19 protein-coding genes are annotated in these 21,065 nt (G+C 72.9%); 7 read left to right on the top strand and 12 right to left on the bottom strand.

Annotated elements, in window-relative coordinates; translation table 11 throughout:
- The first annotated feature begins 25 nt into the window (after positions 1 to 25).
- On the top strand, positions 26 to 985 hold the full coding sequence (locus ACZ4FV_RS20040) for an exonuclease domain-containing protein (RefSeq protein WP_465322998.1): 960 nt from the start codon (positions 26 to 28) through the stop codon (positions 983 to 985).
- Positions 986 to 1,091: 106 nt separating this feature from the next.
- Here the strand turns inward: ACZ4FV_RS20040 and ACZ4FV_RS20035 are convergent, their stop codons facing one another.
- Positions 1,092 to 1,796 carry an ABC transporter ATP-binding protein gene (locus ACZ4FV_RS20035; protein ID WP_465323010.1) on the bottom strand — a complete coding sequence of 235 codons (705 nt, stop codon included), beginning with the start codon at positions 1,794 to 1,796 and terminating at the stop codon, positions 1,092 to 1,094.
- Between the two features lie 74 nt (positions 1,797 to 1,870).
- The gene (locus tag ACZ4FV_RS20030) at positions 1,871 to 2,947 is read right to left on the bottom strand and encodes an ABC transporter permease (RefSeq protein WP_465322997.1); all 1,077 of its coding nucleotides are present in this window, start codon (positions 2,945 to 2,947) and stop codon (positions 1,871 to 1,873) included.
- A gap of 274 nt (positions 2,948 to 3,221) precedes the next feature.
- On the opposite strand from ACZ4FV_RS20030, the gene ACZ4FV_RS20025 reads away from it, so the two are divergent.
- The 3 genes from ACZ4FV_RS20025 to ACZ4FV_RS20015 all read left to right on the top strand — a co-directional run bounded on the left by ACZ4FV_RS20025 (position 3,222) and on the right by ACZ4FV_RS20015 (position 6,479).
- Positions 3,222 to 4,412, top strand: coding sequence for a sensor histidine kinase (locus ACZ4FV_RS20025; protein WP_402231614.1), 1,191 nt, complete (start codon positions 3,222 to 3,224; stop codon positions 4,410 to 4,412).
- A complete protein-coding gene (locus ACZ4FV_RS20020; RefSeq protein WP_395862700.1) occupies positions 4,409 to 5,038 on the top strand; it encodes a response regulator in 630 nt (209 codons plus the stop codon). The genes ACZ4FV_RS20025 and ACZ4FV_RS20020 overlap by 4 nt, the downstream gene beginning before the upstream one ends.
- A gap of 355 nt (positions 5,039 to 5,393) precedes the next feature.
- Positions 5,394 to 6,479: an amidohydrolase family protein gene (locus ACZ4FV_RS20015; RefSeq protein ID WP_395862702.1), complete on the top strand. Its 1,086-nt coding sequence runs from the start codon at positions 5,394 to 5,396 to the stop codon at positions 6,477 to 6,479.
- A 506-nt stretch (positions 6,480 to 6,985) separates the two neighbouring features.
- Here ACZ4FV_RS20015 and ACZ4FV_RS20010 read toward each other — a convergent pair.
- The 4 genes from ACZ4FV_RS20010 to ACZ4FV_RS19995 are packed head-to-tail and all read right to left on the bottom strand — an operon-like array spanning position 6,986 to position 10,930.
- Positions 6,986 to 7,666 (bottom strand): ABC transporter ATP-binding protein, encoded by a 681-nt coding sequence (locus ACZ4FV_RS20010; RefSeq protein WP_402231610.1) that lies wholly within the window; start codon positions 7,664 to 7,666, stop codon positions 6,986 to 6,988.
- A complete protein-coding gene (locus tag ACZ4FV_RS20005; protein WP_395862706.1) occupies positions 7,666 to 8,460 on the bottom strand; it encodes an ABC transporter ATP-binding protein in 795 nt (264 codons plus the stop codon). The genes ACZ4FV_RS20010 and ACZ4FV_RS20005 overlap by 1 nt, the downstream gene beginning before the upstream one ends.
- Complete coding sequence (locus ACZ4FV_RS20000; RefSeq protein WP_395862707.1) at positions 8,457 to 10,355, bottom strand: branched-chain amino acid ABC transporter permease; 1,899 nt, start codon at positions 10,353 to 10,355, stop codon at positions 8,457 to 8,459. The genes ACZ4FV_RS20005 and ACZ4FV_RS20000 overlap by 4 nt, the downstream gene beginning before the upstream one ends.
- A 5-nt stretch (positions 10,356 to 10,360) precedes the next feature.
- On the bottom strand, positions 10,361 to 10,930 hold the full coding sequence (locus tag ACZ4FV_RS19995; RefSeq protein WP_395862709.1) for a hypothetical protein: 570 nt from the start codon (positions 10,928 to 10,930) through the stop codon (positions 10,361 to 10,363).
- 293 nt (positions 10,931 to 11,223) lie between these two features.
- Here ACZ4FV_RS19995 and ACZ4FV_RS19990 point away from each other — a divergent pair, with 293 nt between their 5' ends.
- Both ACZ4FV_RS19990 and ACZ4FV_RS19985 read left to right on the top strand, forming a co-directional pair.
- Positions 11,224 to 11,859 carry an MTB12 C-terminal domain-containing protein gene (locus ACZ4FV_RS19990; protein ID WP_395862711.1) on the top strand — a complete coding sequence of 212 codons (636 nt, stop codon included), beginning with the start codon at positions 11,224 to 11,226 and terminating at the stop codon, positions 11,857 to 11,859.
- Between the two features lie 54 nt (positions 11,860 to 11,913).
- Positions 11,914 to 13,290: an ABC transporter substrate-binding protein gene (locus ACZ4FV_RS19985; protein ID WP_395862713.1), complete on the top strand. Its 1,377-nt coding sequence runs from the start codon at positions 11,914 to 11,916 to the stop codon at positions 13,288 to 13,290.
- Positions 13,291 to 13,745: 455 nt separating this feature from the next.
- Here the strand turns inward: ACZ4FV_RS19985 and ACZ4FV_RS19980 are convergent, their stop codons facing one another.
- Positions 13,746 to 14,723 carry a D-alanyl-D-alanine carboxypeptidase family protein gene (locus tag ACZ4FV_RS19980; RefSeq protein WP_402231600.1) on the bottom strand — a complete coding sequence of 326 codons (978 nt, stop codon included), beginning with the start codon at positions 14,721 to 14,723 and terminating at the stop codon, positions 13,746 to 13,748.
- Positions 14,724 to 14,918: 195 nt separating this feature from the next.
- Here ACZ4FV_RS19980 and moaA point away from each other — a divergent pair, with 195 nt between their 5' ends.
- Positions 14,919 to 15,926 carry a GTP 3',8-cyclase MoaA gene (gene moaA / locus ACZ4FV_RS19975; RefSeq protein ID WP_395862717.1) on the top strand — a complete coding sequence of 336 codons (1,008 nt, stop codon included), beginning with the start codon at positions 14,919 to 14,921 and terminating at the stop codon, positions 15,924 to 15,926.
- A 193-nt stretch (positions 15,927 to 16,119) separates the two neighbouring features.
- Here the strand turns inward: moaA and ACZ4FV_RS19970 are convergent, their stop codons facing one another.
- From ACZ4FV_RS19970 to ACZ4FV_RS19950, 5 genes are all read right to left on the bottom strand, one after another.
- A complete protein-coding gene (locus ACZ4FV_RS19970; protein ID WP_395862719.1) occupies positions 16,120 to 16,377 on the bottom strand; it encodes a hypothetical protein in 258 nt (85 codons plus the stop codon).
- A 297-nt stretch (positions 16,378 to 16,674) separates the two neighbouring features.
- Positions 16,675 to 17,181 carry a DUF3099 domain-containing protein gene (locus tag ACZ4FV_RS19965; protein WP_402231597.1) on the bottom strand — a complete coding sequence of 169 codons (507 nt, stop codon included), beginning with the start codon at positions 17,179 to 17,181 and terminating at the stop codon, positions 16,675 to 16,677.
- A 133-nt stretch (positions 17,182 to 17,314) separates the two neighbouring features.
- Positions 17,315 to 17,854, bottom strand: a complete 540-nt coding sequence (locus ACZ4FV_RS19960) for an RNA 2'-phosphotransferase (RefSeq protein ID WP_395862722.1) — start codon at positions 17,852 to 17,854, stop codon at positions 17,315 to 17,317.
- A gap of 193 nt (positions 17,855 to 18,047) precedes the next feature.
- The gene (locus ACZ4FV_RS19955; RefSeq protein WP_395862724.1) at positions 18,048 to 19,457 is read right to left on the bottom strand and encodes a metallopeptidase TldD-related protein; all 1,410 of its coding nucleotides are present in this window, start codon (positions 19,455 to 19,457) and stop codon (positions 18,048 to 18,050) included.
- Positions 19,454 to 20,977 carry a TldD/PmbA family protein gene (locus ACZ4FV_RS19950; protein ID WP_402231593.1) on the bottom strand — a complete coding sequence of 508 codons (1,524 nt, stop codon included), beginning with the start codon at positions 20,975 to 20,977 and terminating at the stop codon, positions 19,454 to 19,456. Before ACZ4FV_RS19950 ends, ACZ4FV_RS19955 begins: the two co-directional genes overlap by 4 nt.
- Positions 20,978 to 21,065 lie beyond the last annotated feature (88 nt).

The following is a 21,065-nucleotide window of genomic DNA, read 5'->3' as shown; positions in this document are numbered from 1 at the left end:
ATCCGCGATCGGAAAAGAGCACCCCATGGCTACGAACAAGTTCGGCGCGACCTGTGCCACGTGCACGACCTATGTCAAGGCAGGCGACGGCCTGTTGGTCCGCAAGGACGGCAAATGGGTGACGTACTGCGCGACCTGCGGTGAGCCCAAGCCGGCCGCGCCACCGAGAGGCAACCACGACGGCTGGCATCGCGGTCCGATGGCGGCGTTCGACGTGGAGACCTCCGGCGTCGACCCGCACACGGACTTCGTGGTCACCGCCGCCCTGGTCGACGCGACCGGCACCCGACGGTCCTGGCTGCTCGACCCGGGCGAGCGGGAGATTCCCGCCGAGGCGACCGCGATCCACGGGATCGACACCGAGCGGGCCCGGGCCCAGGGGCGCGCGCCCGCGCTCTGCCTGGCCGAGATCGGTGCGGCGATGACCGCGTACCTGGAGGCCGGCACGCCGATCGCGATCTACAACGCGCCGTTCGACCTGACCATCCTGCAAACCGAGCTGCGTCGACACAACCTGCCGCAACTCCCGTACACCGCACCGATCATCGATCCGCTGGTGATCGACAAGCAGTTGGACCGGTACCGCAAGGGCAAGCGCACGCTGGCCGCGACCAGCGCGTTCTACGAGGTGGTGCTGACCGACGCGCACACCGCCGACGGCGACGCGCTCGCGTGCCTGCTGCTCGCCCGGGATCTGGGCGCGCGCTTCCCGGAGTTGGCCGCCGACTCGTTGCGCACGCTGCACCAGAAGCAGGTCCGCTGGTACGCCGAGCAGGCGGCCTCGCTGCAGCAGTACTTCGACCGCCGCAACCCGGACGGCGGCGAGGTGGTCGACCCGAACTGGCCGGTGATTCCGCATGGTTCGGACGGTGCGGGGTCGCCCGGCGGGCCGGATGCCGGCCCCGGCGGGTCGAGTGCGTGGCACCCGGACGCCGATCGGGAGCGGTCGGGGTCGAGCGCGTGGCGGCCGGGGGAGGGCGCGTAGGCGATTTCGGTGGGGGTTTCGGTGGGCCCGGCCGGCGGTCGCCGCTTCGCCGGCCCGGGCGTTGGCCGTCCGTCGCTTCGGTGGGCCAAGCATGTCGTCCGCCGCGTCAACGGCTCGTGGCGAGGGTGCCCAGGCGGCCGTCGATCAGCTCCATCGTGTGGTCCGCGTGCGGGAGATGGCTGTGGTCGTGGGTGACCAGGACGGTGGCCGTGCCGCTCGCACGGGTCAGTTCGGCGAGCAGCGCGACGATCGCGGCGCCGCGATCGTGATCGAGCGCTCCGGTGGGCTCGTCCACCAGAAGCACGCTCGGCTCGTTCATCAAGGCCCTTGCGATGTTGACGCGTTGCCGCTGGCCGCCGGACAGGCGTTGCGGGCGATGCCCCGCGCGGTCCGCGAGGCCGACCCGGTCGAGCAGTTCCAGCGCCCGCGCGCGGGCCCGACGGGGGCTGCGTCCGGCCAGATGCGCCATCACCTGGAGCTGCTCGACGCAGGTCAACGACGCGAGCAGGTTGGGCTGTTGGAACACGATGCCGATGGTGGTCCGGCGCAGTCTGGCACGTTCGGCGGCGGACAGCGCCGCGACGTCCCGGCCGGCGATCGAGACCCGACCGCGGTCCGGCGCGGTCAGTGTCGCGGCGACGGCGAGCAGACTGGACTTGCCGGACCCGGACGGGCCGACCACCGCGGTCAGCGTGCCGGACGGCACGAGCAGGCCGACCCGGTCCAGGGCGGTGAGTCGGGTGTCGCCGTCGGGATAGGTGAGGGTGACGTCGGCGAGTTCGAGACCGGGCGACGGGTGCGACGGGTGCATCGGGTGCCTTTCGGGGTCGCCGGGGGTGGCGCGCGGCGCGGACCGGCCGCCGCCGGCTCGGGTCGGGCCGACGGTCATCGGGTGCCGCTCAGCGCGGTGTGCGGGTCGATCGAGGTCACCCGGCGCACGGCCAGCCCGGCGCCGACCATGCCGAGCAGGATCAGCACCGCCGCCGGGAACGCCGTGGTCGACGGGTCCACCACGAACGGCACCCCCGCCGGCGTCACCGCGCCGAACAGCGCGGCGATTCCGGTGCCCACGGCGGTCCCCACCAGCAACACCAGGAACGCCTGGCCGAGCGCGTCCCCGAGGAGATAACCGGTGGGCGCGCCGAGCGCCTTGAGCACCGCGATGTCGCCGGCCCGCTGAATCGTCCACACCGTGAAGAACGCGCCCACCACCAGCGCCGAGATCGCGAACAGGAAGCCGCGCATCAGGCGCAGCGACCCGTTCTCGGCGGTGTACGACCCGATCGCGCTCCGAGCGGCGCCGATCGTGGTGCTGCGGGTGCCGATCGTCCGGTCGCCCGCACCGGTGTGCGCGCCGGCCAGGTCGAGCGCGATCACCGTCGCGTGTGGTCCGCCGCGCGCCGGCGCCGGGCGCAACGGTTGCCAGTCGGCCAGCGTGGTCCAGGCGACCGGGGTGTGACTGTACGAGGACCCCGACACCACCGCCGCCACGGTCAGCGACGTACCGGACCCGACGCTCAGCCGGGCGCCGACCGCGACCCGCAGGTCCTCGGCCAGCGCCCGGGACAACACCACGGTGCCCGGGGCAAGCGCCCGGGGCGCGAGCGGCCCGCCGGGCTCGACTCCGAACGCGGCGGCGGCGACCGTGCGCTCGCCGGCGCCGAGCCGGGTGGTCGCGATGCCCAGCGGCGCGGCCGAGCGCACCCCCGGTTGCTCGGCCCAGCGCCGCCACTGGCTCTCGTCCACGGCCGAGTCCGCGAACGAGACCCCCTGCCCGGACGCGGGCGCGGCGAACGCGAGCCGATCGGCGGGCAGCGCGTCGATCGCCGAGGTGTTGGCCCGCCCGAGCCCGACGGTCAGACCGGACACCAGGCCGACCAGCGCGGTGAGCAGCGCCACGGTGACGATCATCAGGGCGAACCGCCCTCGGGCGAACACGAGGTCCCGCACTGCGACGAACACGGCTGGTCGAGGCCTCCTGGCTGGATGTGCGGCACGCGTGACCCGCGGCGCCGCGTCCCCGGGCCGGTGAGAGCGGCCGGTCCGGCGTCCGAGGACAACCCGACTCTGCTCCTCGACCACCAGCGGCATCATCGATCGACCTGGCCGTTCCCGACTCAACCTTTCGATCGATGCCGCCCGAATCCACCCGCTCTACCCTTGAACCGACATGTGCCCCACCCCCGCCCCCACACCGCCCGGCCCGACTCGGGTCCCCCGCGCGCTCCGTGCCTGCATGCACGGGCTCGTGGCGCTGCTCCTGGCCCTCGCCGCGCTGCGCGCGCTGATCGGTACCGACATACCGGCCACGCGGGCCGCGCTGATCGTGGCCGCGGTGGCGGTCACCGTCGGGGTGTACGTGGTCGGCAACCTGCTGCCCTCGGTGGAGTCCTCGGTGCGGGCCTCGGCGCTGTGGCTGGGGTGTCTGACCCTGGCCTGGGGCGGGTTGTACGCGCTCACGGCGGAGGGGATCTGGTTCGCGTTCCCGTTGTTCTTCCTGGTCCCGCATCTGCTGCCGGTGCGCGTCGCGCTGCCGGTGGTGGCCGGGCTCACGGTGGTCGCGATCGCGGGCTACGCGGCGCATCGCGGCGCGGTGACGACCGGCATGCTGCTCGGTCCGGTGCTGGGCGCGGCGGTGGCGGTGGCGACCGTACTGGGCTACCAGGCGCTGCACCGGGAGAGCGAGGAGCGACGCCGACTGGTGGAGGACGTGGTCGCGGCACGCGCGTCGCTGGCCGCGGCCGAGCGGCACGCGGGGGTGCTCGCCGAGCGCGAGCGGTTGGCCCGGGAGATCCACGACAGCCTCGCGCAGGGCTTCAGCAGCATCCAACTGCTCTTGCGCGCGGCGGAGCGGGCGCTGCCGAGCGATGCCCTCGACGCGGAGCGGCACGTACGGCTGGCCAGGGTCACCGCGACCGACAGCCTGGCCCAGGCGCGCCGGTTCGTCCGGGCGCTGGCGCCGCCGGAGCTGGACGGGTCCTCGCTGCCGGCGGCGTTGGAGCGGTTGTGCGCGCGGACCGCCGCCGAGGGGCAGTTGGACGTGCGCTTCCACAACACCGGTGACGCGGTCGGGTTGCCGACCGCCGTCGAGGTGGCGCTGTTGCGGATCGCCCAGTCGGCGCTGGGCAACACGGTGCGGCACGCGTCTGCGTCCCGGGCCGAGGTGACGCTCAGCCACATGGACGCTTCGGTGACGCTGGACGTGGTCGACGACGGGCGCGGTTTCGATCCGGCCGCGCGGGTCGGGCGGGGCGGCGCGGACTCGGCCGCCGCCGGCGGGTCCGCCGGGACCGGGTTCGGGCTGGCCGCGATGCGGACGCGGGCCGCCGAACTCGGTGGTGTGCTGACGGTGGAGTCCGGGCCGGCGCAGGGTGCGGCGATCGCGGTGACGTTCCCGGTGCCGGCACCGGGTGGGTCGGCGCGATGATCCGGTTGTTGCTGGCCGACGACCATCCGATCGTGCGCGCCGGGCTGCGCGCGGTGCTGGCGGCGGAGCCGGACTTCGCGGTGGTGGGCGAGGCGGACACCGCCGAACGCGCGGTCGAACTGGCCCGCGTGCTCGCGCCGGACGTGGTGCTGATGGATCTGCGGTTCGCCCCGGGCGGGATGCACGGAAACGCGGCCACGGCGGCGATCACGGCGCTGCCCGACGCGCCGCACGTGCTGGTGCTCACCACGTACGACACCGACGCGGACATCCTGGCGGCGGTCGAGTCGGGTGCGCTGGGCTATCTGCTCAAGGACGCCCCGCCCGAGGAACTGGCCGCCGCGGTGCGTACCGCCGCGGCGGGCGAATCCGCGCTCGCGCCGCGGATCGCGGGCCGGCTGTTGAGTCGGCTCCGCGATCCGCTCCCGACGCTGACCGGTCGCGAGATCGAGGTGCTTGCGCTGGTCGCGGACGGCCTGTCCAACCTCGCGATCAGCAAGGCGCTGTTCCTGAGCCAGGCCACCGTCAAATCACACCTGGTGCACATCTACGCAAAGCTCGACGTCGACTCCCGCACCGCGGCGGTGGCGGCGGCGATACAACGCGGGGTGCTCGGTCGGCGCTGAGCGTGAGGCGGTGCGGTGCGCGCGGGTGGGCTTGGTGTGGGGTGGGCCGGGGTGCGGGGGGTTGGTGCTCGGCGTCGGCTCGCGCGTCGCGGGGGTTGCGGCGGTACGACGTGGGGTCGGGCCGGCGCTGAGCGCGGTCGGATGGTGCGCGGGTGGGAACGGGTGTGTGGGGTGGCGGGGCGCTGGGGGTTCGCGGCGGGGCGGTGCGGTGCTCGGCGTCGACTCGCGCGCGGCGGTGGTGCGCCGTGGGGTGTCGGGGCGGCGGTGAGTGGCCGTGGGTGGAACCGGAGGCGTGGAGCGGCGGGTTCGGGGCGGGGTGGGGCGGTTTTCGGTGGGGCGGTCGTAGGGTCTCGGCATGACCGTGTTGCACGTGAAGGGTCGCGTTCTGGTCGGCCCGGACGAAGTTCGTGACGAGATGTGGGTGGTGGGCGGGCGGATCACGTTCGACCGGCCGACGTCGCTTGCCGTCGACGCGACCCTGGAGGGCTGGGTACTGCCCGGCCTGGTCGACGCGCACTGCCACGTCGGGATCGACGAGCACGGCGCCGTCGACGCCGCCACCTCCGAACGCCAGGCGCGCACCGACCGGGACGCGGGCGCGCTGCTGCTGCGCGACGCCGGCTCGGCCGCCGACACGCGCTGGATCGACGGCCGCGAGGACCTGCCCCGACTGATCCGCGCGGGCCGCCACCTGGCCCGGCCCAAGCGCTACATCCGCAACTACGCGCACGAGATCGAGCCCGGCGACCTGACCGCGTTCGTCATCCAGGAGGCTCGGCGCGGCGACGGCTGGGTCAAGCTGGTCGGCGACTGGATCGACCGGGACACCGGCGACCTGGCCCCGCTGTGGCCACTGGACGCGCTCAAGGAGGCGATCGCCGCCGCGCACGCCGAGGGCGCCCGGGTCACCGCGCACTGCTTCGCCGAGAACTCGCTCCCGGACCTGGTCGAGGCGGGCATCGACTGCGTCGAGCACGCCACCGGCCTGACCGAGGAACTGATCCCGATGTTCGCCGAGCGCGGCGTGGCGATCGTGCCGACGCTGGTCAACATCGGCACCTTCCCGGGCATCGCGGATCAGGCGGCCGGCAAGTTCCCGACCTACGCCGCGCACATGCGGGCGCTGCACGCGAACCGCTATGCCACGGTCCGGGCGGCACACGACGCGGGCATCCCGATCTTCGTCGGCACCGACGCGGGCGGCTCGCTACCGCACGGCCTGGTCGCCGACGAGGTGGCCGAGCTGGTCGAGGCCGGCATCCCCGCCGTCGACGCGCTCTCGGCCGCGTGCTGGTCCGCACGCAAGTGGCTGGGCCGGGACGCGATCACCGAGGGCGCCTCCGCCGACGTGGTCGTCTACGCGGCCGACCCGCGCGCCGACATCGCCACCCTGGCCGACCCCCGAGCGGTGGTGCTGCGCGGCGCGCTGATGCCCCGCTGACCGGCCGGTCGCCGCCGAGTCGGGTCGAGGTCTCCAGGGATCGGCGTCCGAAGCACCGGAAGACGCCCGGTGTCGGCCGCCTCGGCGACATCCGAGAAGGAGAGGTTCACCCCCCGAGGGCGGGCCGGTCGGGGCGAGGTCCGCGAACGCCGCGCGTCGGGCGTCGAAGTCGTTACTCCAGGATGTACGACCCGGCGTCCAAGACCACGCCACGTTCGCTGTGGCGACGGCGTCGAGGCGGCGTACGCGTTCCATCGGGAGCACGGCCGTCCTCGCCGCGACCGGTACGGCCCGACGCTCACCCGCGAACGCCGGTGGGCGTGGCTCGACCGCCCGGCGTGGCCTGTTCCGGTCGCTGCCGGAGCGGGTCGCGGGCCACCGCCCCGGGGCTCTTCGGCGCGATGACGGCGGTTCGGTCGTTCGCGGCAACCGTGCCGCCGGTGCTGGGCAGTGGTACGACGGTGGCCGCATTCCGGGTCTTCACCGCCGTACGACCCGGACAGGGCCTAGCTGCGGTGGGCCGTGTCCGGGTGGGTGCGGTATTCGGTGGGGTCGCCGCGGAAGGTGACGGTGCCTCGGCTGAGGGCGTAGACGACCTCGGCACGTTCCAGCGCCTCGCCGGTGTGTTGTTCGACCAGGATCACCGTGCGGTCGGCGGTGGCCAGGGTGGTCACGACCTCGTAGAGGCGGGCGGCGATCCGGGGGGCCAGGCCCTGGCTGAGTTCGTCCAGGAGGAGCAGTCGGGCCGGCGTGAGCAGGGCTCGGCTCACCGCGAGCATCTGCTGTTCGCCGCCGGAGAGCGTGCCGGCCCGCTGGGACATGCGCTCGGCGAGGATCGGGAACGCGGTCAGCGCGGGCTCGACGTCGGCGCCGTCGGCGAACAGCCTCAGGTTGTCGGCCACGGTCAGGCCCGCGAACACGCCGCCGCGTTCGGGGATCAGGGTCAGGCCCTCGCGGGTGCGTCGGTCGGCGGGCCACGCGGTGATGTCCGTACCGTTCCACACCACCCGACCGGCGCTCGGGCGGACCAGGCCGGCCAGCGTGTTCAGCAGCGTGCTGCGGCCGGAGCCGTTGCGGCCGACCAGGGCCGTCACGGCGCCCGAGGGGAAGTCCAGGTCGACGCCGTGCAGCGCCTCGATCGGGCCGTACCGGACGCGAAGTCCGGTGACCGACAGGGCGATCGCCATCAGAGGTACACCTCCCGGGCGTGTTCGTCGCGGCGGATCTCGGCCGGCGTGCCCGAGGCCACGATCCGACCCGCCGCCATCACATGCACGGTGTCGGCCACACCGAAGACCAGGTCCATGTCGTGTTCGACCAGCAGGATCGCCAGGCCGTCGGCGGCCAGCGCGCGAAGTTCGTGGCGCAGCCGGTCGGTCTGCGCGTCGTCCAGCCCGCTGGCCGGCTCGTCCAGGAGCAGCACCGAGGGCGAGGACGCGAGCGCGCGGGCCAGTTCGACCATGCGCAGGATCCCGACCGGGAGTTCGCCCGCCGGGGTGTGCGCGTGCTCGGTCAGCGCGAGCCGGCGCAGCGCGCTCTCGACGGCGCTCCCGGTACGCCCCCGGGCCGGGTCGGGCAGGCCGAACAGGCGGGTCAGGGCGGAGGCGCCGGACCGGTTCTCCGCCGCCACCCGCAGGTTGTCCAGCACCGTCAGGCTCGGGAACACCGACACCACCTGGAAGGTACGGGCCACCCCGAGCCGGGCCCGGCGATGCGCCGGCAGCCGGGTGACGTCGCGCCCGCCCACATACACCCGCCCGGCATCGACCCGGCCGCCGGCGAGGCAGTCGAACAGGGTGCTCTTGCCGGCCCCGTTGGGCCCGATCACCGCCGTCACCACACCCGCCGGCACCCGCAGATCCACCCCGTCCACAGCCCGCAGCCCACCGAATCGGCGCACCACCCCCTCGGCCCGCAACGCGTCCATCGGCTCCCCGCCCTCCGCGTCCGCGGTCGTCGGCGACTCCCGGCGCGCGTTCACGGGCGCACCCGCGCGCGCAGGGTCCGGCCCAGCGGGGTGAGGCGGACCGGGGAAGGTGTCACGGGAGCGGGTGGGCGGCCCGCCACCAGGCGCAGGAGGGTGGCCGAGACGCCGCCGGGCATCCGGGACAGCAGCACGGCCAGCGCGCCGATCACGATCGTGGACATACCCGCCGTGGTGGCCGCGTCCAGGGCGACCACCAGGCCCGCGGCCAGAACCGCGCCCGCCGCGCTGTCCACGCCGAAGACCACCACCGCGGCGAACCAGACCAGGCCCAGGACCGGGTCGAAGGCCGCCGCGTCGAAGGCCCGGCCGCCCATGCCGAGCAGAGCGCCGCCGAGTGCCGCGACGCCGGCGCCGACGGCGAAGACGAAGACCTTCGCGGAGGAGACGTCCACCCCGGACGCCGCCGCGCCGTCCTCGTGGTCGCGGACGGCGACCAGCATCCGCCCGAGCCGGCTCACATGCAGCCGGCGGATCACCAGCAGGACCAGCCCGAGACAGGCCAATTCCAGTGCGTAGAAAGCACGTTCGCCCTCGAACGGCCACGGGTGGTCGAGCGCGGTGCCGGTGGTGAAGCGCGGCTGCGCGAAGACGAACCGGCTGACCACCGCGGCCACCGCGAACGTGGTCAGCGCGAGCGTCAACCCGCGCCGTCGAATCGCCGGCCACCCGGTCACCAGGCCGACCGGCACCACCAGCAGCGCGGCCAGGAACAGCGCGACCAGGCCCGGGACCTCCCGGCCCATCAGTTGTCCGGCGAAGAGCGCGCCCAGACCCGCGAAGCCGGCCTGGCCGAGCGAGATCTGGCCCGCGTACCCGGTGAGCATCACCAGGGACACGAATACGATCGCCATCGCCGGCACCTGCTGGGCGATCCGCAGATGTTCCGCGCCCAGCGCGAGCGGCGCCGCCGCGACCGCGACGAACGGCACCCACCAGCCCGCCGGCGCGCTCTCCCCGTGCCCGGTCCCTATCCGGGTAGCGGCCGCCCGCACGGTGTCCGGGCCGCCCACCTCGACCATCCGGGGCAGCACCAGGAGCGCGACCAGCATGACCACCACGAACAGGTTCGCCTGGAGCGCCTGGACCAGACCCCACGAGTCCAGTTCCAGCCGGGACAGTTCGCTCTGCCCCACCCCGATCGCCAACGCCGCCAGGATCGCCACCGGCAGACTGGCCAGCCGGGCCACCACCGCGACGCCGATCGTCTCCAGCACGAGCAGGGTCAGTCCGTACGGATCCAGCCGCAGGTGCGGCGCCAACAGCACGCCGGTCAAGCCCGCCAGCATCGAACCGAAGGCCCAGCCGGCCGCGGCCACCCGGTCGGCCGGCACGCCCGCCAATTCGGCCAGCGAGCGCCGATCCACCACCGCGCGCAGCCGGACCCCGAACCGGGTGTACCGGGTGACGCCGGCGACCAGCGCGGCGACGGCGATCACCACGCCCAGTTCGACCAGCGTGCCGGTGGGCACGGAGGTGTCACCGGGCAGCGCGACCGAGCCGCTCGGCACGATCGACGGCGGGTCCAGGCGGGCCTGGGTGCCCCAGGTCAGCGTCGCGACGCCGACCAGGAGGACGAACACGCCCAGCGAGGCGACCAGCATCCGGGCCGGACCGGCTCCCTCGCGGTGCAGCCCGCGAAAAACGAAACGCTCCAGCACCAGGCCGAGCGCGGGCGCCACCACGCCCACGTCGAGCAGCACCGCGGCCCACAGCGGCCAGCCCCACACCCGGACCTGCTGCCAGACCAGGTAGGCCACGATCATCGCGAGCGCGCCGAAGGACAGGTTGAACACGCCGGTCGCCCGGTACGAGGTGATCATGCCGACCGCCGCGAGCGCGGCGATCGCGCCCACGCCCAGTCCGGCCAGCGCCAGTTCCAGTGTGAGCACGACGCTCAGCCGCCGGTCGGGGGCACGTGCGGCCCGTCCGGACCCGCGTCACCGACGGCCGGGGCACCGCCCGCACCCGCGCCCCGGCCGGCCTCGGAGCCGGCGGACCCGCCCGACCCGGGCCCCGGGTCGCACAACCGGCACGGCCGCAGGTCCTTGTCCCGCGCCGTCGTCTCGTCCACGCGACGCACGCCGTCCTTGCCCCGTACCAGCGAACATCCGGGCCGGTGGTAGCGCGCCCCGCCGGGCACCGCGACCCACCGCCCCTCGACGGGTGCCTCCGCCGCCGTATCGGCCGGCACCGGTTCGACCAGAAGGCTGTACAACTGCCCCACCATCAAACGCAGTTCCGCGTCGACGTCGCCGGACTCGCCCGCCGTGCCGCGCCGGGTGCCCACCACGAGCACCGCGCCGGCGACGATCAGGGCCGCGCCCGGGATGGTGGCCGAAGCCAGATAGGGCAATTGGCGCGCTTCATACCGTTCGCCCGAAACGCCGTACCACCCCAGCGCGCACAACAGCGCGCCGCACAGTCCGACCAGCCAACCGCCGTGCGTGCGCGACAACCGACGCAAACCGGCCAGGGTCGTCGCGGCGTCGGTCGTACGCTGTCGTTCGATAGGGGAGTTCGCCTTTCCCGTGGAACCTGCCGAGTCCGTCGAACCTGCCATAGGGTCCACCCGTCGAGTCCGCCCGATCGCGCATCCGTGCCTCAGCGTAGTTCTCCGGGATCTGGTCATACGGGCCGGAACACGATTGGATACCGAGTCGCACGTGGCAACATGACTTGCCGGTAACCCAGGTACTACCTGGCTACATCAACAGCAACAGGACGCCGGGCGACCGGCGGAACGGGTGGTGAACGCACGTGAGCGTGGACATGATCAACGAGCGGGCGAAGACGGGCACCGGCGTCGGTCGTCGCAAGGGGGCGCGCCGCGCATGGCTGGCCCTGCCGGTGGCGGCGGTGCTGGTGCTGTCCGGATGTGGCGGCGACGACGACAAGGACGACGAGTCGAAGTCGACGCCGTCGGCCTCCGCGCCGGCCGCCCAGCAGACGACGCCGGCCGCGACCACCCCGAGCACGGGCGCGTCCGCGCCCGGCGGCGCCACCAGCGCTCCGCCGGCCGCCGGTGGCACCACGCTGACCGGCGAGGAGAAGAAGGTCGCCGACAACTGGGACAAGTTGTTCGACAACACCGCGCCGCTCGCCGACCGCAAGGCGGTCCTGGAGAACGCGGACAAGATGGGCACGCTCGTGGAGACGCTCGCGAACGACCCGATGGCCAAGTCGGTCACGTCCAAGACCACCGCGGTGAAGATCAGCGGTGACAAGGCGGCCGTGACGTTCGACATCCTGCTCGCCGGCACCCCGGCGCTGCCCGGCCAGAACGGCCAGGCGGTCAAGCAGGACGGCACCTGGAAGGTCAGCCTGAGCACCGTCTGCACGCTGGTCGGCGCGCTCAAGCCGGGCACCGTCGTCGAGGGTTGCCCGAAGGCCTGATCCACACCCCGAACGGGCGGACGTCCGCCGCACCCGGGCCACCGAGGAGCACCCATGCATCGTCGTTTCCACCGACGGGGCGTACCGTGCGCCTCGGTGGCCCTGTTGCTGGCCGGGTTGTTGTGCGTACTGACCGGGTGCGGCTCCCGGTTGCCCGAGCGCGACTTCCAGGACCGTACGCCCGCCCCGGCGGGCACAGGCGCGCCCGCGGCGAACGCCAACACCGCGTCCGACGTGGGCGTGACCCCCACCGAGATCACCGTCGGCATGATCGACACCGTCCAGGGCGTCCTGGGCAACGAGACCTTCTCCGGGCCGATGTACGGCGCGCAGGCCTGGTTCCGGGCGCTGAACGACCGCGGTGGCGTCAACGGGCGCAGGGTCAAGGTGGCCGCGTGCGACGACAACGGGTACGGCGTGGCCAACCAGCGCTGCGCCCGCAAACTCGTCGAGGACGACAAGGTGTTCGCCTTCGCGGGCAACAGCATCTACAGCTACACCGCCGCCGGGTACGTCAGCGACAAGGGCGTCCCGGACGTCGGCGGTCAGCCGATCGGGACCGCGTACGAGACCTACCCGCACCTGTACTCGATCTACGGCTCGCGGGCCCCGCGCGCGGGCAAGGTGGGCTGGAACGGCGAGTTGTACGCGAGCACCGAGGTGTACCGCTACTTCAAGGAGAAGCTCGGCGCGCGCACCGCCGCCGTGGTGTCGTACAACCAGGCCGACTCCGCGCGTTACGCGCAGACCGTCGCCGACGGCCTGCGCGCCGAGGGCTACACCGTGCTGGACAAGCAGGTCGACTTCGCGCTGCCGAACTTCGCCGCCGCCGTGGTGGACATGCGCAGCAAGGGCGTCGACATCGTCTTCGACGCCGTGGACACGCGCGGCAACGCGGAACTGTGCAAGGCGATGGACGGCGCCGGCCTGCGGGTCACCGCCAAGGTGACCAACGTGCAGAACTGGAACGCGCGCGTCGGCGAGGACTTCAAGGCGTCCCCGACCTGCCGCGACAGCATCTACGCGACGAGCAACAGCCGCGGCTACACGGACACCGCGCAGCCCGCGGTGGCCGAGTTCCGGGCCGCGATGAAGAAGTACTTCCCCGACCGCGAGGACAAGCTCTCCCAGTGGGAACTGGAGGGCTGGGCCTCGGCGATGTGGCTCACCGACGCGATCGCCTCGTGCGGCGCGAACGTCACCCGGGCCTGTGTGGAGGCCTTCGTCAACCGTCCCGAGGGCTACGACGCGCACGGGCTGCTGATCCCGGTCGACTTCAAGGCCGAACCGGTCGACCGCGTCGCCGCGCCCACCCGGACCTGCTTCGACGTGGCCCGCTGGCAGGACGCCGCGCCGGGCGGCTGGGTCGGCCAGGTGCCGGACATGACCAAGAACTGCTTCGACGTGCCGTCGCTGCCGTACAAGCCGTGACCGGTCGGCCGTAGGCCGCGCCGGCACGGGTGGATACCCGGGGACGTATTTGGTGCCATGCCATGTCGTGCCCTGCCGGGCGCCGCGACGGGGCAAACGTCGCGGGGCGCGGCACTAGCGCCAGTCGGCGCGGTACCAGGGCTGCGGTGGGGCCGGCGAAGCCCATGGCGCCGGCGGCGGAATCGCGGGTGCCGGGCGGGCCGCCCGCGGCACCGGGTACGGCAGCGGCACCATGCCGAACGGGCGGCGGTGGTTGGGATCGGGGTTGGGGGCGATCAGGGCCGAACCTCGCACAGGAGAGCCTCTCCGCTACGACGGCCCCGAGATCCCACGCCCCGACGCCGCGCCCGCCGAGACTCGTCGGCGGACACGGCGTACAACGAGCGGGTCGAGGCCGGGTGTCGCGAGGTCACTCCCATGGCCCCGCGTACCCGGCCCCGATCGAGCCTCTTCGGCTACGAGTCCAGTGCGCTCGGGAGGCGCTTCGGGCAGCCGGAGGTGTAGGAGGCGTTGTACTCGAAGTGCCACGCCTCGTTGTCGTACATCCGGCACCAGCCGTACTTGCTGCCCTTGGCCTGGAGCCAGGCCTGGGCGTTGGCCGGGTAGATGTCCACCGCGACGCCCTGGACGTGCATCGACTTCTCCGGCGGCAGCACCCAGCGCAGCGCCTCCTGGCGCGAGCCGACCTCGGCGATCTTGTCGTCGAGCAGCCGCTGCTGATGCGCCCAGCCGCGCTTGCCGGAGTTGAGGTTCAGTTTGATGCCCTCGGCCGCCATCGCGGCGTCGATCCTCTTCCACGCGGCGTAGGCGGCCGGCTTGAGCGCGCTCGGATCCTTGGGCGCGTCCACGTCGTTGGCCGGCGCCTTCGCGGTCGAGGACGCCGACGAGGACGAACTCGGCGGCTTGCTCGACGACGGCGGTCGGGACGAGGACGGGGCGCCGGTGGGCGGCGCGGTCGTGGCTGCCGCCGGTGGCGTGGACGCAGCGGTGGTGGCGCCGGGCGTCAGATCCGCGCCCACCGAACCAGCCCGGTCCTTCTTGTCGTTGTCGTCTCCACTCCCGAGGAACAGCACTGCTCCGGCCCCGGCTCCGGCGAGCACCAGCGCGCCCGCGAGAGACCAGACGACCAGCTTGCGTCGGCCGCGCCGCGGCGGCTCGGGCTCGTCCGTGCGCGCGGGCCTCGCCGGCGCGGCCGGGGCCTCCGGCGTGGACGTGGGCACGGACTGCTGATCACGCTGGTACCAGTCGGCCGGGACCGGCGTGGTCGCCGCGTCGAACGCGCCGGGTGGGCCCGGTGGGCCCGATGCGCCGGAAGTGCCGGATGTGCCTGCCGGGCCCATGGTGTGCTGTTGCCACGAGGTGTCCAGGAAGTGCGCTCCGTCGGGTGTACCCCCTTCGTCGGGCTGTGCACCGCTGCCCGCTGCGTGTCTCACCGGTGAAGCCTCCTCGTAGTGAGCCTGGATCCTCTCGTGGATCACGTCCGGTATTCGACTCACGGTTGTCGATGCCGGTGTGGGATACGCCACTGCAACCGATCGACCGCCCCACTCGTACCCCGGGGACCCCGGCGGTCGGAGTGACCCGCGTAACCTGGGAAACTTGCCGGAACCAGGAAAAGGGGGTCGAAGGTGAGCACGCACCACCGCACCGGCGGACTCGTTGACGGTTTCGGCCGCGTGGCGACCGACCTGCGGGTGTCGCTGACCGACCGCTGCAATCTGCGCTGCACGTACTGCATGCCCGAGGAGGGCCTGGACTGGCTGGCCAAGCCCGAACTGTTGACCGGTGCGGAGATCTCCCGCCTGGTCCGGATCGCGGTGACCGTGCTCGGTGTGCGCGAGGTGCGGTTCACCGGAGGCGAGCCGCTGCTGCGCCGCGAACTGGTCGAGATCGTGCGGGACGCCGCGGCCCTGGAGCCGCGCCCCACCCTCTCCGTCACCACGAACGGGATCGGTCTGGCCCGATTGGCGGGCACGCTGAAGGAGGTCGGGCTGGATCGGGTCAACGTCTCGCTGGACACCCTCGACCCGGTCCGGTTCAAGGCGATGACCCGGCGCGACCGGCACGCCGACGTGCTCGCGGGACTCGCCGCGGCGGTCGACGCCGGCCTGGGGCCGGTCAAGGTGAACACCGTGCTGATGCGCGGGGTGAACGACGACGAGGCCGCCGCGCTGCTGGCGTGGTGCCTCGAACGCGGCTACGAACTGCGTTTCATCGAGCAGATGCCGCTGGACGCGCAGCATGGCTGGAAGCGCGCCGAGATGATCACCGCGGGCGAGATCCTGACCTCGCTGCGCGGCGCGTTCCGTCTCGACCCCGAGGACGCCCGGGGCAGCAATCCGGCCGAGCGCTGGCTCGTGGACGGCGGTCCGGGCACGGTCGGCGTGATCGGTTCGGTCACCCGCCCGTTCTGCGGCGCGTGCGACCGGACCCGGCTGACCGCCGACGGGCAGATCCGGAACTGCCTGTTCGCCCGCGAGGAGTCCGACCTGCGGGCCGCCCTGCGCGGCGGCGCGGACGACGCGGAGATCGCGGACCGCTGGCGGGCCGCGATGTGGGGCAAGAAGGCCGGTGCGGGCATCGACGACCCGGAGTTCCTCCAGCCGGACCGACCGATGTCGGCCATCGGCGGCTGATCCGCTCTCGGCGACCGGCCCCTCGTCGGCGACCGAGCGTCGTCCGCTGCCGACCCTCGTCGGCGACCGAGCGTCGTTGTCCGCGGCCGACCCGGCGTTCGTGCGGGGGAGCCGCGGGCTCGATCAACCTTCCTCGTGGGCAAGGGAGTTCGCCACGGCGCAGGCGAGCGCGGCGCGGATTGCCCGGCAGGGGTCAGGAACCCTCGGTGGCCGGACCGGCGGCGGCCTGCGGGTCGTGCCAGTCCGCGAACGCCACGGTGTCCTTGAGGAATCCGCGAATCGCCAGGAACTGCGACAGGTGCTCACGGTGCTCGTCGCACGCGAGCCACGTCTTGCGCCGTTCCGGGGTGTGCAGCTTGGGGTTGTTCCAGGCCAGGACCCACCGGGCGTCGGCACGACAGCCCTTCGCCGAACAGATCGGCCGGACGGGATCGGCGGGGGTGGGGAACATGCCCACCAGTGTCTCAGACGAGGTCGGCACACCGGACGCGATGCGTCGGACGGGAAGCTGACTTGGCGTCAGACACCAACCGGAGCGCTGCTCTCAGTAAGCAACGGGCTGGTGCGGTAACCGCGCGAGTGTCGACTTGCCTGACAGTCAAACGACCCGGACACGGGCGATGCCGGGCAGCCACGGGGGGAGCCGCCCGGCATCGCGTCGGTCGCTCCGACGGGGGATACGGAGCACGTTTCGAAGTATGGCACGTCCTGCATGCGGTTGAAGCACCAACCCGCGTAGCGCTTACCGCTAATTTTTGACGCTGTGAGAGGGGGCCCCCGCCGGGTCGCCCGCATGGCCCCGGTCGGCACCCCCGGTGTCACCGTGCGTATCCGAATTCGTGTGCGAGGAACGGTCGGTGGGCTCCGCGCCGGCGGTCGGAGCAGGTCCGGCGGGCATCGTCCACGAGTCTTCCGCGTGGGTGTGCACGGTCTGTCGTTCGGCGCTGGTGAGCACCGCGCCGGGCGGCGGCTCCAGCGCCTTGGGCGGGAGCGGCGGCACGAACTGCGCCTGCACGGGTGTGTTCGAGGTGGGCTCGCGCCCGGCGTTGGCCAACACCACCGCGATGTAGGGCAGGAACAGCGCGCCCGCGACCAATATCCACCGCCACGGCGACGGCGTGAACACCGCCGCGACGAAGCACACGGTACGGATCGACATCGAGATGACGTACCGGCGTTGGCGCCCGGCCACGTCCTCGGTCAGTCCCTTGCGCGCACCACTGATCCGGTACACCGAGCCCTTGGCGTTCTTCACGACCTCACCGTCTCCGACCACGTGTCCACACACTCGTCCGGCCCTTCACGGTACGCCCGCGAGCCGGCCACACCGAGACCGGGGCCGGGACCTTTGCCACAAACCGACCCGAGTGGCGGACGCCGGAACCGGCTCAGCCGAGCGGCTCCAGAAATTCCGGCGGCACCGCCGCGACCAGCCACACGCCGTTGTCCGAGCGGCGGAACACATGCCCGGCGGCGACCATGCGCTCGGCCCGCACCACGAATAGCACCGGCCTCCCGCGCCGCGCGCCCACCCGGCGGGCCGTCTCGGTGTCGGCGGACAGGTGCACGTCGTGCCGGTCCATCGGCCGCAGGCCCTCGACCAGGATCGCGGCCACGCTCTTGGGACTCGTGCCGTGGTAGAGCACGGCGGGCGGCACGGCCTCGACCAGACCCAGGTCCACCACGACGGTGTGCCCCTGGCTGGCCCGGATCCGGGTGCCGTCTGCGGAGAAGGCGAAGCGCCGCTTGTCGTTCTCCGCGACGACCTGCTCCAACCCCGCCCGGGACAGTGCCACCCCGTGCGCGGCACACGCCGCCAGGAGCACGTCCACGTCGACCCAGCCGGCCTCGTCCAGGGTGATCCCGAGCCGCTCCGGCTGATGCCGCAGGTGTCGGGACAGATACTTCGAAATCTTGACGATGTTCATGATGAACCCCAACGAAAGCACGGAGTCCCGCGCGGGGACAGCGGTTTTCCCCGGGGACGCCGAACGCCGGGTGGGCCCGATCGGGCCCACCCGGCGTCCCGCGGACCGCGGCCGGTACCGCGCCGGCCGGAGCTTCAGCCTGTCCGGCGCCCGAGGACGAGCGAGCCGCGGGCCGCCCGCTCCGACCCCGGGGTCATTGCGCCTGGCTCGGCGACGACATGTTGAAATCGCGGACCCGCAACGGCGGCATCGCCGCGCGGGTGAACCAGTCGCCCCACTCGCGCGGGTAGGTGCGCTCCGTACGCCCCACCTCGACCGCCCGCCCGAGCACGTCCACCGGCGACTCGTTGAAGCGGTAGTTGTTCACCGCGCCGACCACCTCGCCGCCCTCGACCAGGTACACCCCGTCCCGGGTCAGCCCGGTCAGCAGCAGCGTCTGCGGATCCACCTCGCGGATGTACCACAGGCAGGTCAGCAACAGCCCGCGCTCGGTCGAGGCGACCATGTCCGTGATGCTCGGGCCGTCGGCCGGTCCGTCCAGGATCAGGTTGTCGATCTCCGGCGCGACCGGCAGCCCGGTCAGCTCGGCGGTGTGCCGATTCGTCAGCAGCGACGTGAGCACGCCGTCGGTGACCCAGTTCGTCCGCTCCAGCGCGAGCCCGTTGTCGAACACCGACGACGCGTCGCCGGAGGCGTGCGCGATGGTGAACGGCGCGCTCTCCAGGCCCGGGTAGGTCGGGTCGCTGTACAGCGTCAGCGGCAGCTCGCTGAGCCGATCGCCGATCCGGGTGCCGCCGCCCGGCTTGCTGAAGACCGTACGGCCCTCGTGCGCGTCCCGGGCGCCGCCCTGCCAGTACATGTAGACCATCAGGTCCGCGACCGCCGTGGGCGGCAGCAGCGTCTCGTAGCGGCCCGCCGGGAGGTCGAGCGTGCGGGTCGCCCAGGACAGTCGCGTGCCCAGGTCCGCGTCCATCGCGGCGAGGTCCACGTCGCGGAAGTCGCGGGTGGGCACGCCCGCCCACGCCGACCGGCTCAGGTCGGCCGACTTCGCGTTCAACTCGACGTGCCCGGTGGGCTGGTCGTGCCGCAGTCGCAGTCCGGCCGAGGTGCCCACGTAGGTCGAGGTCAACTGATGCGACGCGAACCCGTACAGCAGCCGGTCGCTCTCCCGGGCCCGCCCGAACGCGGCGCCCAACTCGGGCGCGAAGTCCGCGAACACCCCGATCGAGGTCTGCGCGGGCGCCTGGTCGAAGCCGCCGTCCGGGCCGCCGCCGGCCCCGAGCAGCGGTCGCGCGTCCTCGGCCGGTCCGGCGTCGCGCGCCGCCGCCTCCGCGGCCCGGACCAGGCCCTCCAGCCGATCCATCGTCACGCCGCCGCGCGAGACGATCCCGGACGCGGTGCCCTCGGTCCCCGCGACGGTGGCCACCACGGTGATCCGCCGGCCGCGCGTCTCGCCGTTGGTGGTCAGCGCGTTGCCCGCCCAGCGCAGGTTGGCCGCCGAGGTCTCCTCGGCGATCACCACGCAGCCGTCCGCCTTGGACAGCGCCAGCGCGCGCTCGACCGTCTCGTTCGGCCGCGTCACCACGGTCTGCCCGCTGCTCATCGACCCGCCTCCTGAACCGTGTTGAGGACCTTCACGCCGCGGAACAGCGCCGAGGGGCAACCGTGGCTGACCGCCGCGACCTGCCCCGGCTGCGCCTTGCCGCAGTTGAAGGCGCCGCCCAGGACGTAGGTGCCGGGACCGCCGACGGCCTCCATCGAGCCCCAGAAGTCGGTCGTGGTCGCCTGGTAGGCGAAGTCCTTGACCTGGCCGACGATCCGGCCGTCCTCGATCAGGTAGGCGCGCTGGCCGGTGAACTGGAAGTTGTACCGCTGCATGTCGATCGACCACGACTTGTCGCCGACGATGTACAGGCCCCGGTGCACCCGGCCGATCAGTTCGGCGGTGGACAGGTTGTCCTCGCCCGGCTGGAGCGAGACGTTGGCCATCCGCTGCACCGGGACATGGCCGGGGGAATCCGCGAACGCGCACCCGTTGGACCGGCCCAGGCCCTGCATCAGCGCCATCCGCCGATCGAGCTGATAGCCGGTGAGCACGCCGTTGGTGACCAGGTCCCAGCTCTGCGTCGCGACGCCCTCGTCGTCGAAGCCGATGGTGGCCAGGCCGTGCGGCACGGTGCGGTCGCCGGTGACGTGCATGACCGGCGAGCCGTACTCGAGCTTGCCGAGCTGGTCGAACGTGGCGAACGAGGTGCCCGCGTAGGCGGCCTCGTAGCCCAGCGCGCGGTCCAGCTCGGTGGCGTGCCCAATCGACTCGTGGATGGTCAGCCACAGGTTGCTCGGGTCGATCACCAGGTCGTACTCGCCGGCCTCGACGCTCGGCGCCTTGAGCCGCTCGGCGAGCAGGCCCGGCAGCGACGCCAGCTCCTCGTCCCAGTCCCAGCCCTCGCCCTTGACGTACTCCCAGCCGCGGCCGACCGGCGGCGCGACGGTGCGCATCGTCTCGTACGCGCCGGAGTCGCGGTCCACCGCGATCACGGTGAGCTGGGGGTGTATCCGGATCCGCTGCTGCGTGGTGGTGGTGCCGGCCGAGTCGGCGTAGAACTTGTTCTCCTGCACCACCATGCACGTGGCGTCCACGTGGTCCACGCCGTCGGCGGCGAGCAGCTCCCGACTCCACCGCGCGAGCAGTCCGATGCGCTCGGCCTCGGGTACGTCGAACGGGTTGATCTTGTACTTCGAGATCCAGGTCTCGTCCGCGTGCACCGGCTCGTCGGCCAGCGCGACGCGCTCTCCCGCCCCGGCCGCCTCGCTCACCGAGCGGGACACCCGGGCCACCGCGACGGCCTGTTCGGCGACGTACGTCACCGCTTCCGGGGTCAGGTCGACACCCGCGGCGAAGCCCCACGCCCCGTCGTGCACGACCCGGACCGCGAAGCCCACGTCGGTGGTGTCCGCGGCCGAGTCGGTTTTCCCGTCGCGCAACCGGAAGGACGCGTCTCGTACCCGCTCGAAGCGGAAGTCCGCGTGTTCGGCGCCCAGTTCCCCGGCTCGGGACAGGGCCGCGGCGGCCAGCTCCCGAAGGGGATAGGCGAGGAACGTCGGATCGATCTCGTTGGGCACCCATTCCTCCATACGTTCGGCCTGTCGGCTCGCGTCGTTCAGTCAACCAGACACGACGTCGCCGGCATTCCGGTCTGCCGGTCGGACC

It is taken from the genome of Embleya sp. NPDC025285 (genome assembly GCF_055558835.1).
The sequence above is the reverse complement of the archived record's forward strand: the minus strand, read 5'-3'. Positions and strand labels throughout refer to the sequence as shown.

Coding starts and splice junctions, on each gene's coding strand:
- ACZ4FV_RS20040 (WP_465322998.1), top strand. CDS start 26: ATGGCTACGAACAAGTTCGGCGCGACCTGTGCCACGTGCACGACCTAT.
- ACZ4FV_RS20035 (WP_465323010.1), bottom strand. CDS start 1,796: ATGCACCCGTCGCACCCGTCGCCCGGTCTCGAACTCGCCGACGTCACC.
- ACZ4FV_RS20025 (WP_402231614.1), top strand. CDS start 3,222: ATGCACGGGCTCGTGGCGCTGCTCCTGGCCCTCGCCGCGCTGCGCGCG.
- ACZ4FV_RS20020 (WP_395862700.1), top strand. CDS start 4,409: ATGATCCGGTTGTTGCTGGCCGACGACCATCCGATCGTGCGCGCCGGG.
- ACZ4FV_RS20015 (WP_395862702.1), top strand. CDS start 5,394: ATGACCGTGTTGCACGTGAAGGGTCGCGTTCTGGTCGGCCCGGACGAA.
- ACZ4FV_RS20010 (WP_402231610.1), bottom strand. CDS start 7,666: ATGGCGATCGCCCTGTCGGTCACCGGACTTCGCGTCCGGTACGGCCCG.
- ACZ4FV_RS19985 (WP_395862713.1), top strand. CDS start 11,914: ATGCATCGTCGTTTCCACCGACGGGGCGTACCGTGCGCCTCGGTGGCC.
- ACZ4FV_RS19970 (WP_395862719.1), bottom strand. CDS start 16,377: ATGTTCCCCACCCCCGCCGATCCCGTCCGGCCGATCTGTTCGGCGAAG.
- ACZ4FV_RS19960 (WP_395862722.1), bottom strand. CDS start 17,854: ATGAACATCGTCAAGATTTCGAAGTATCTGTCCCGACACCTGCGGCAT.
- ACZ4FV_RS19955 (WP_395862724.1), bottom strand. CDS start 19,457: ATGAGCAGCGGGCAGACCGTGGTGACGCGGCCGAACGAGACGGTCGAG.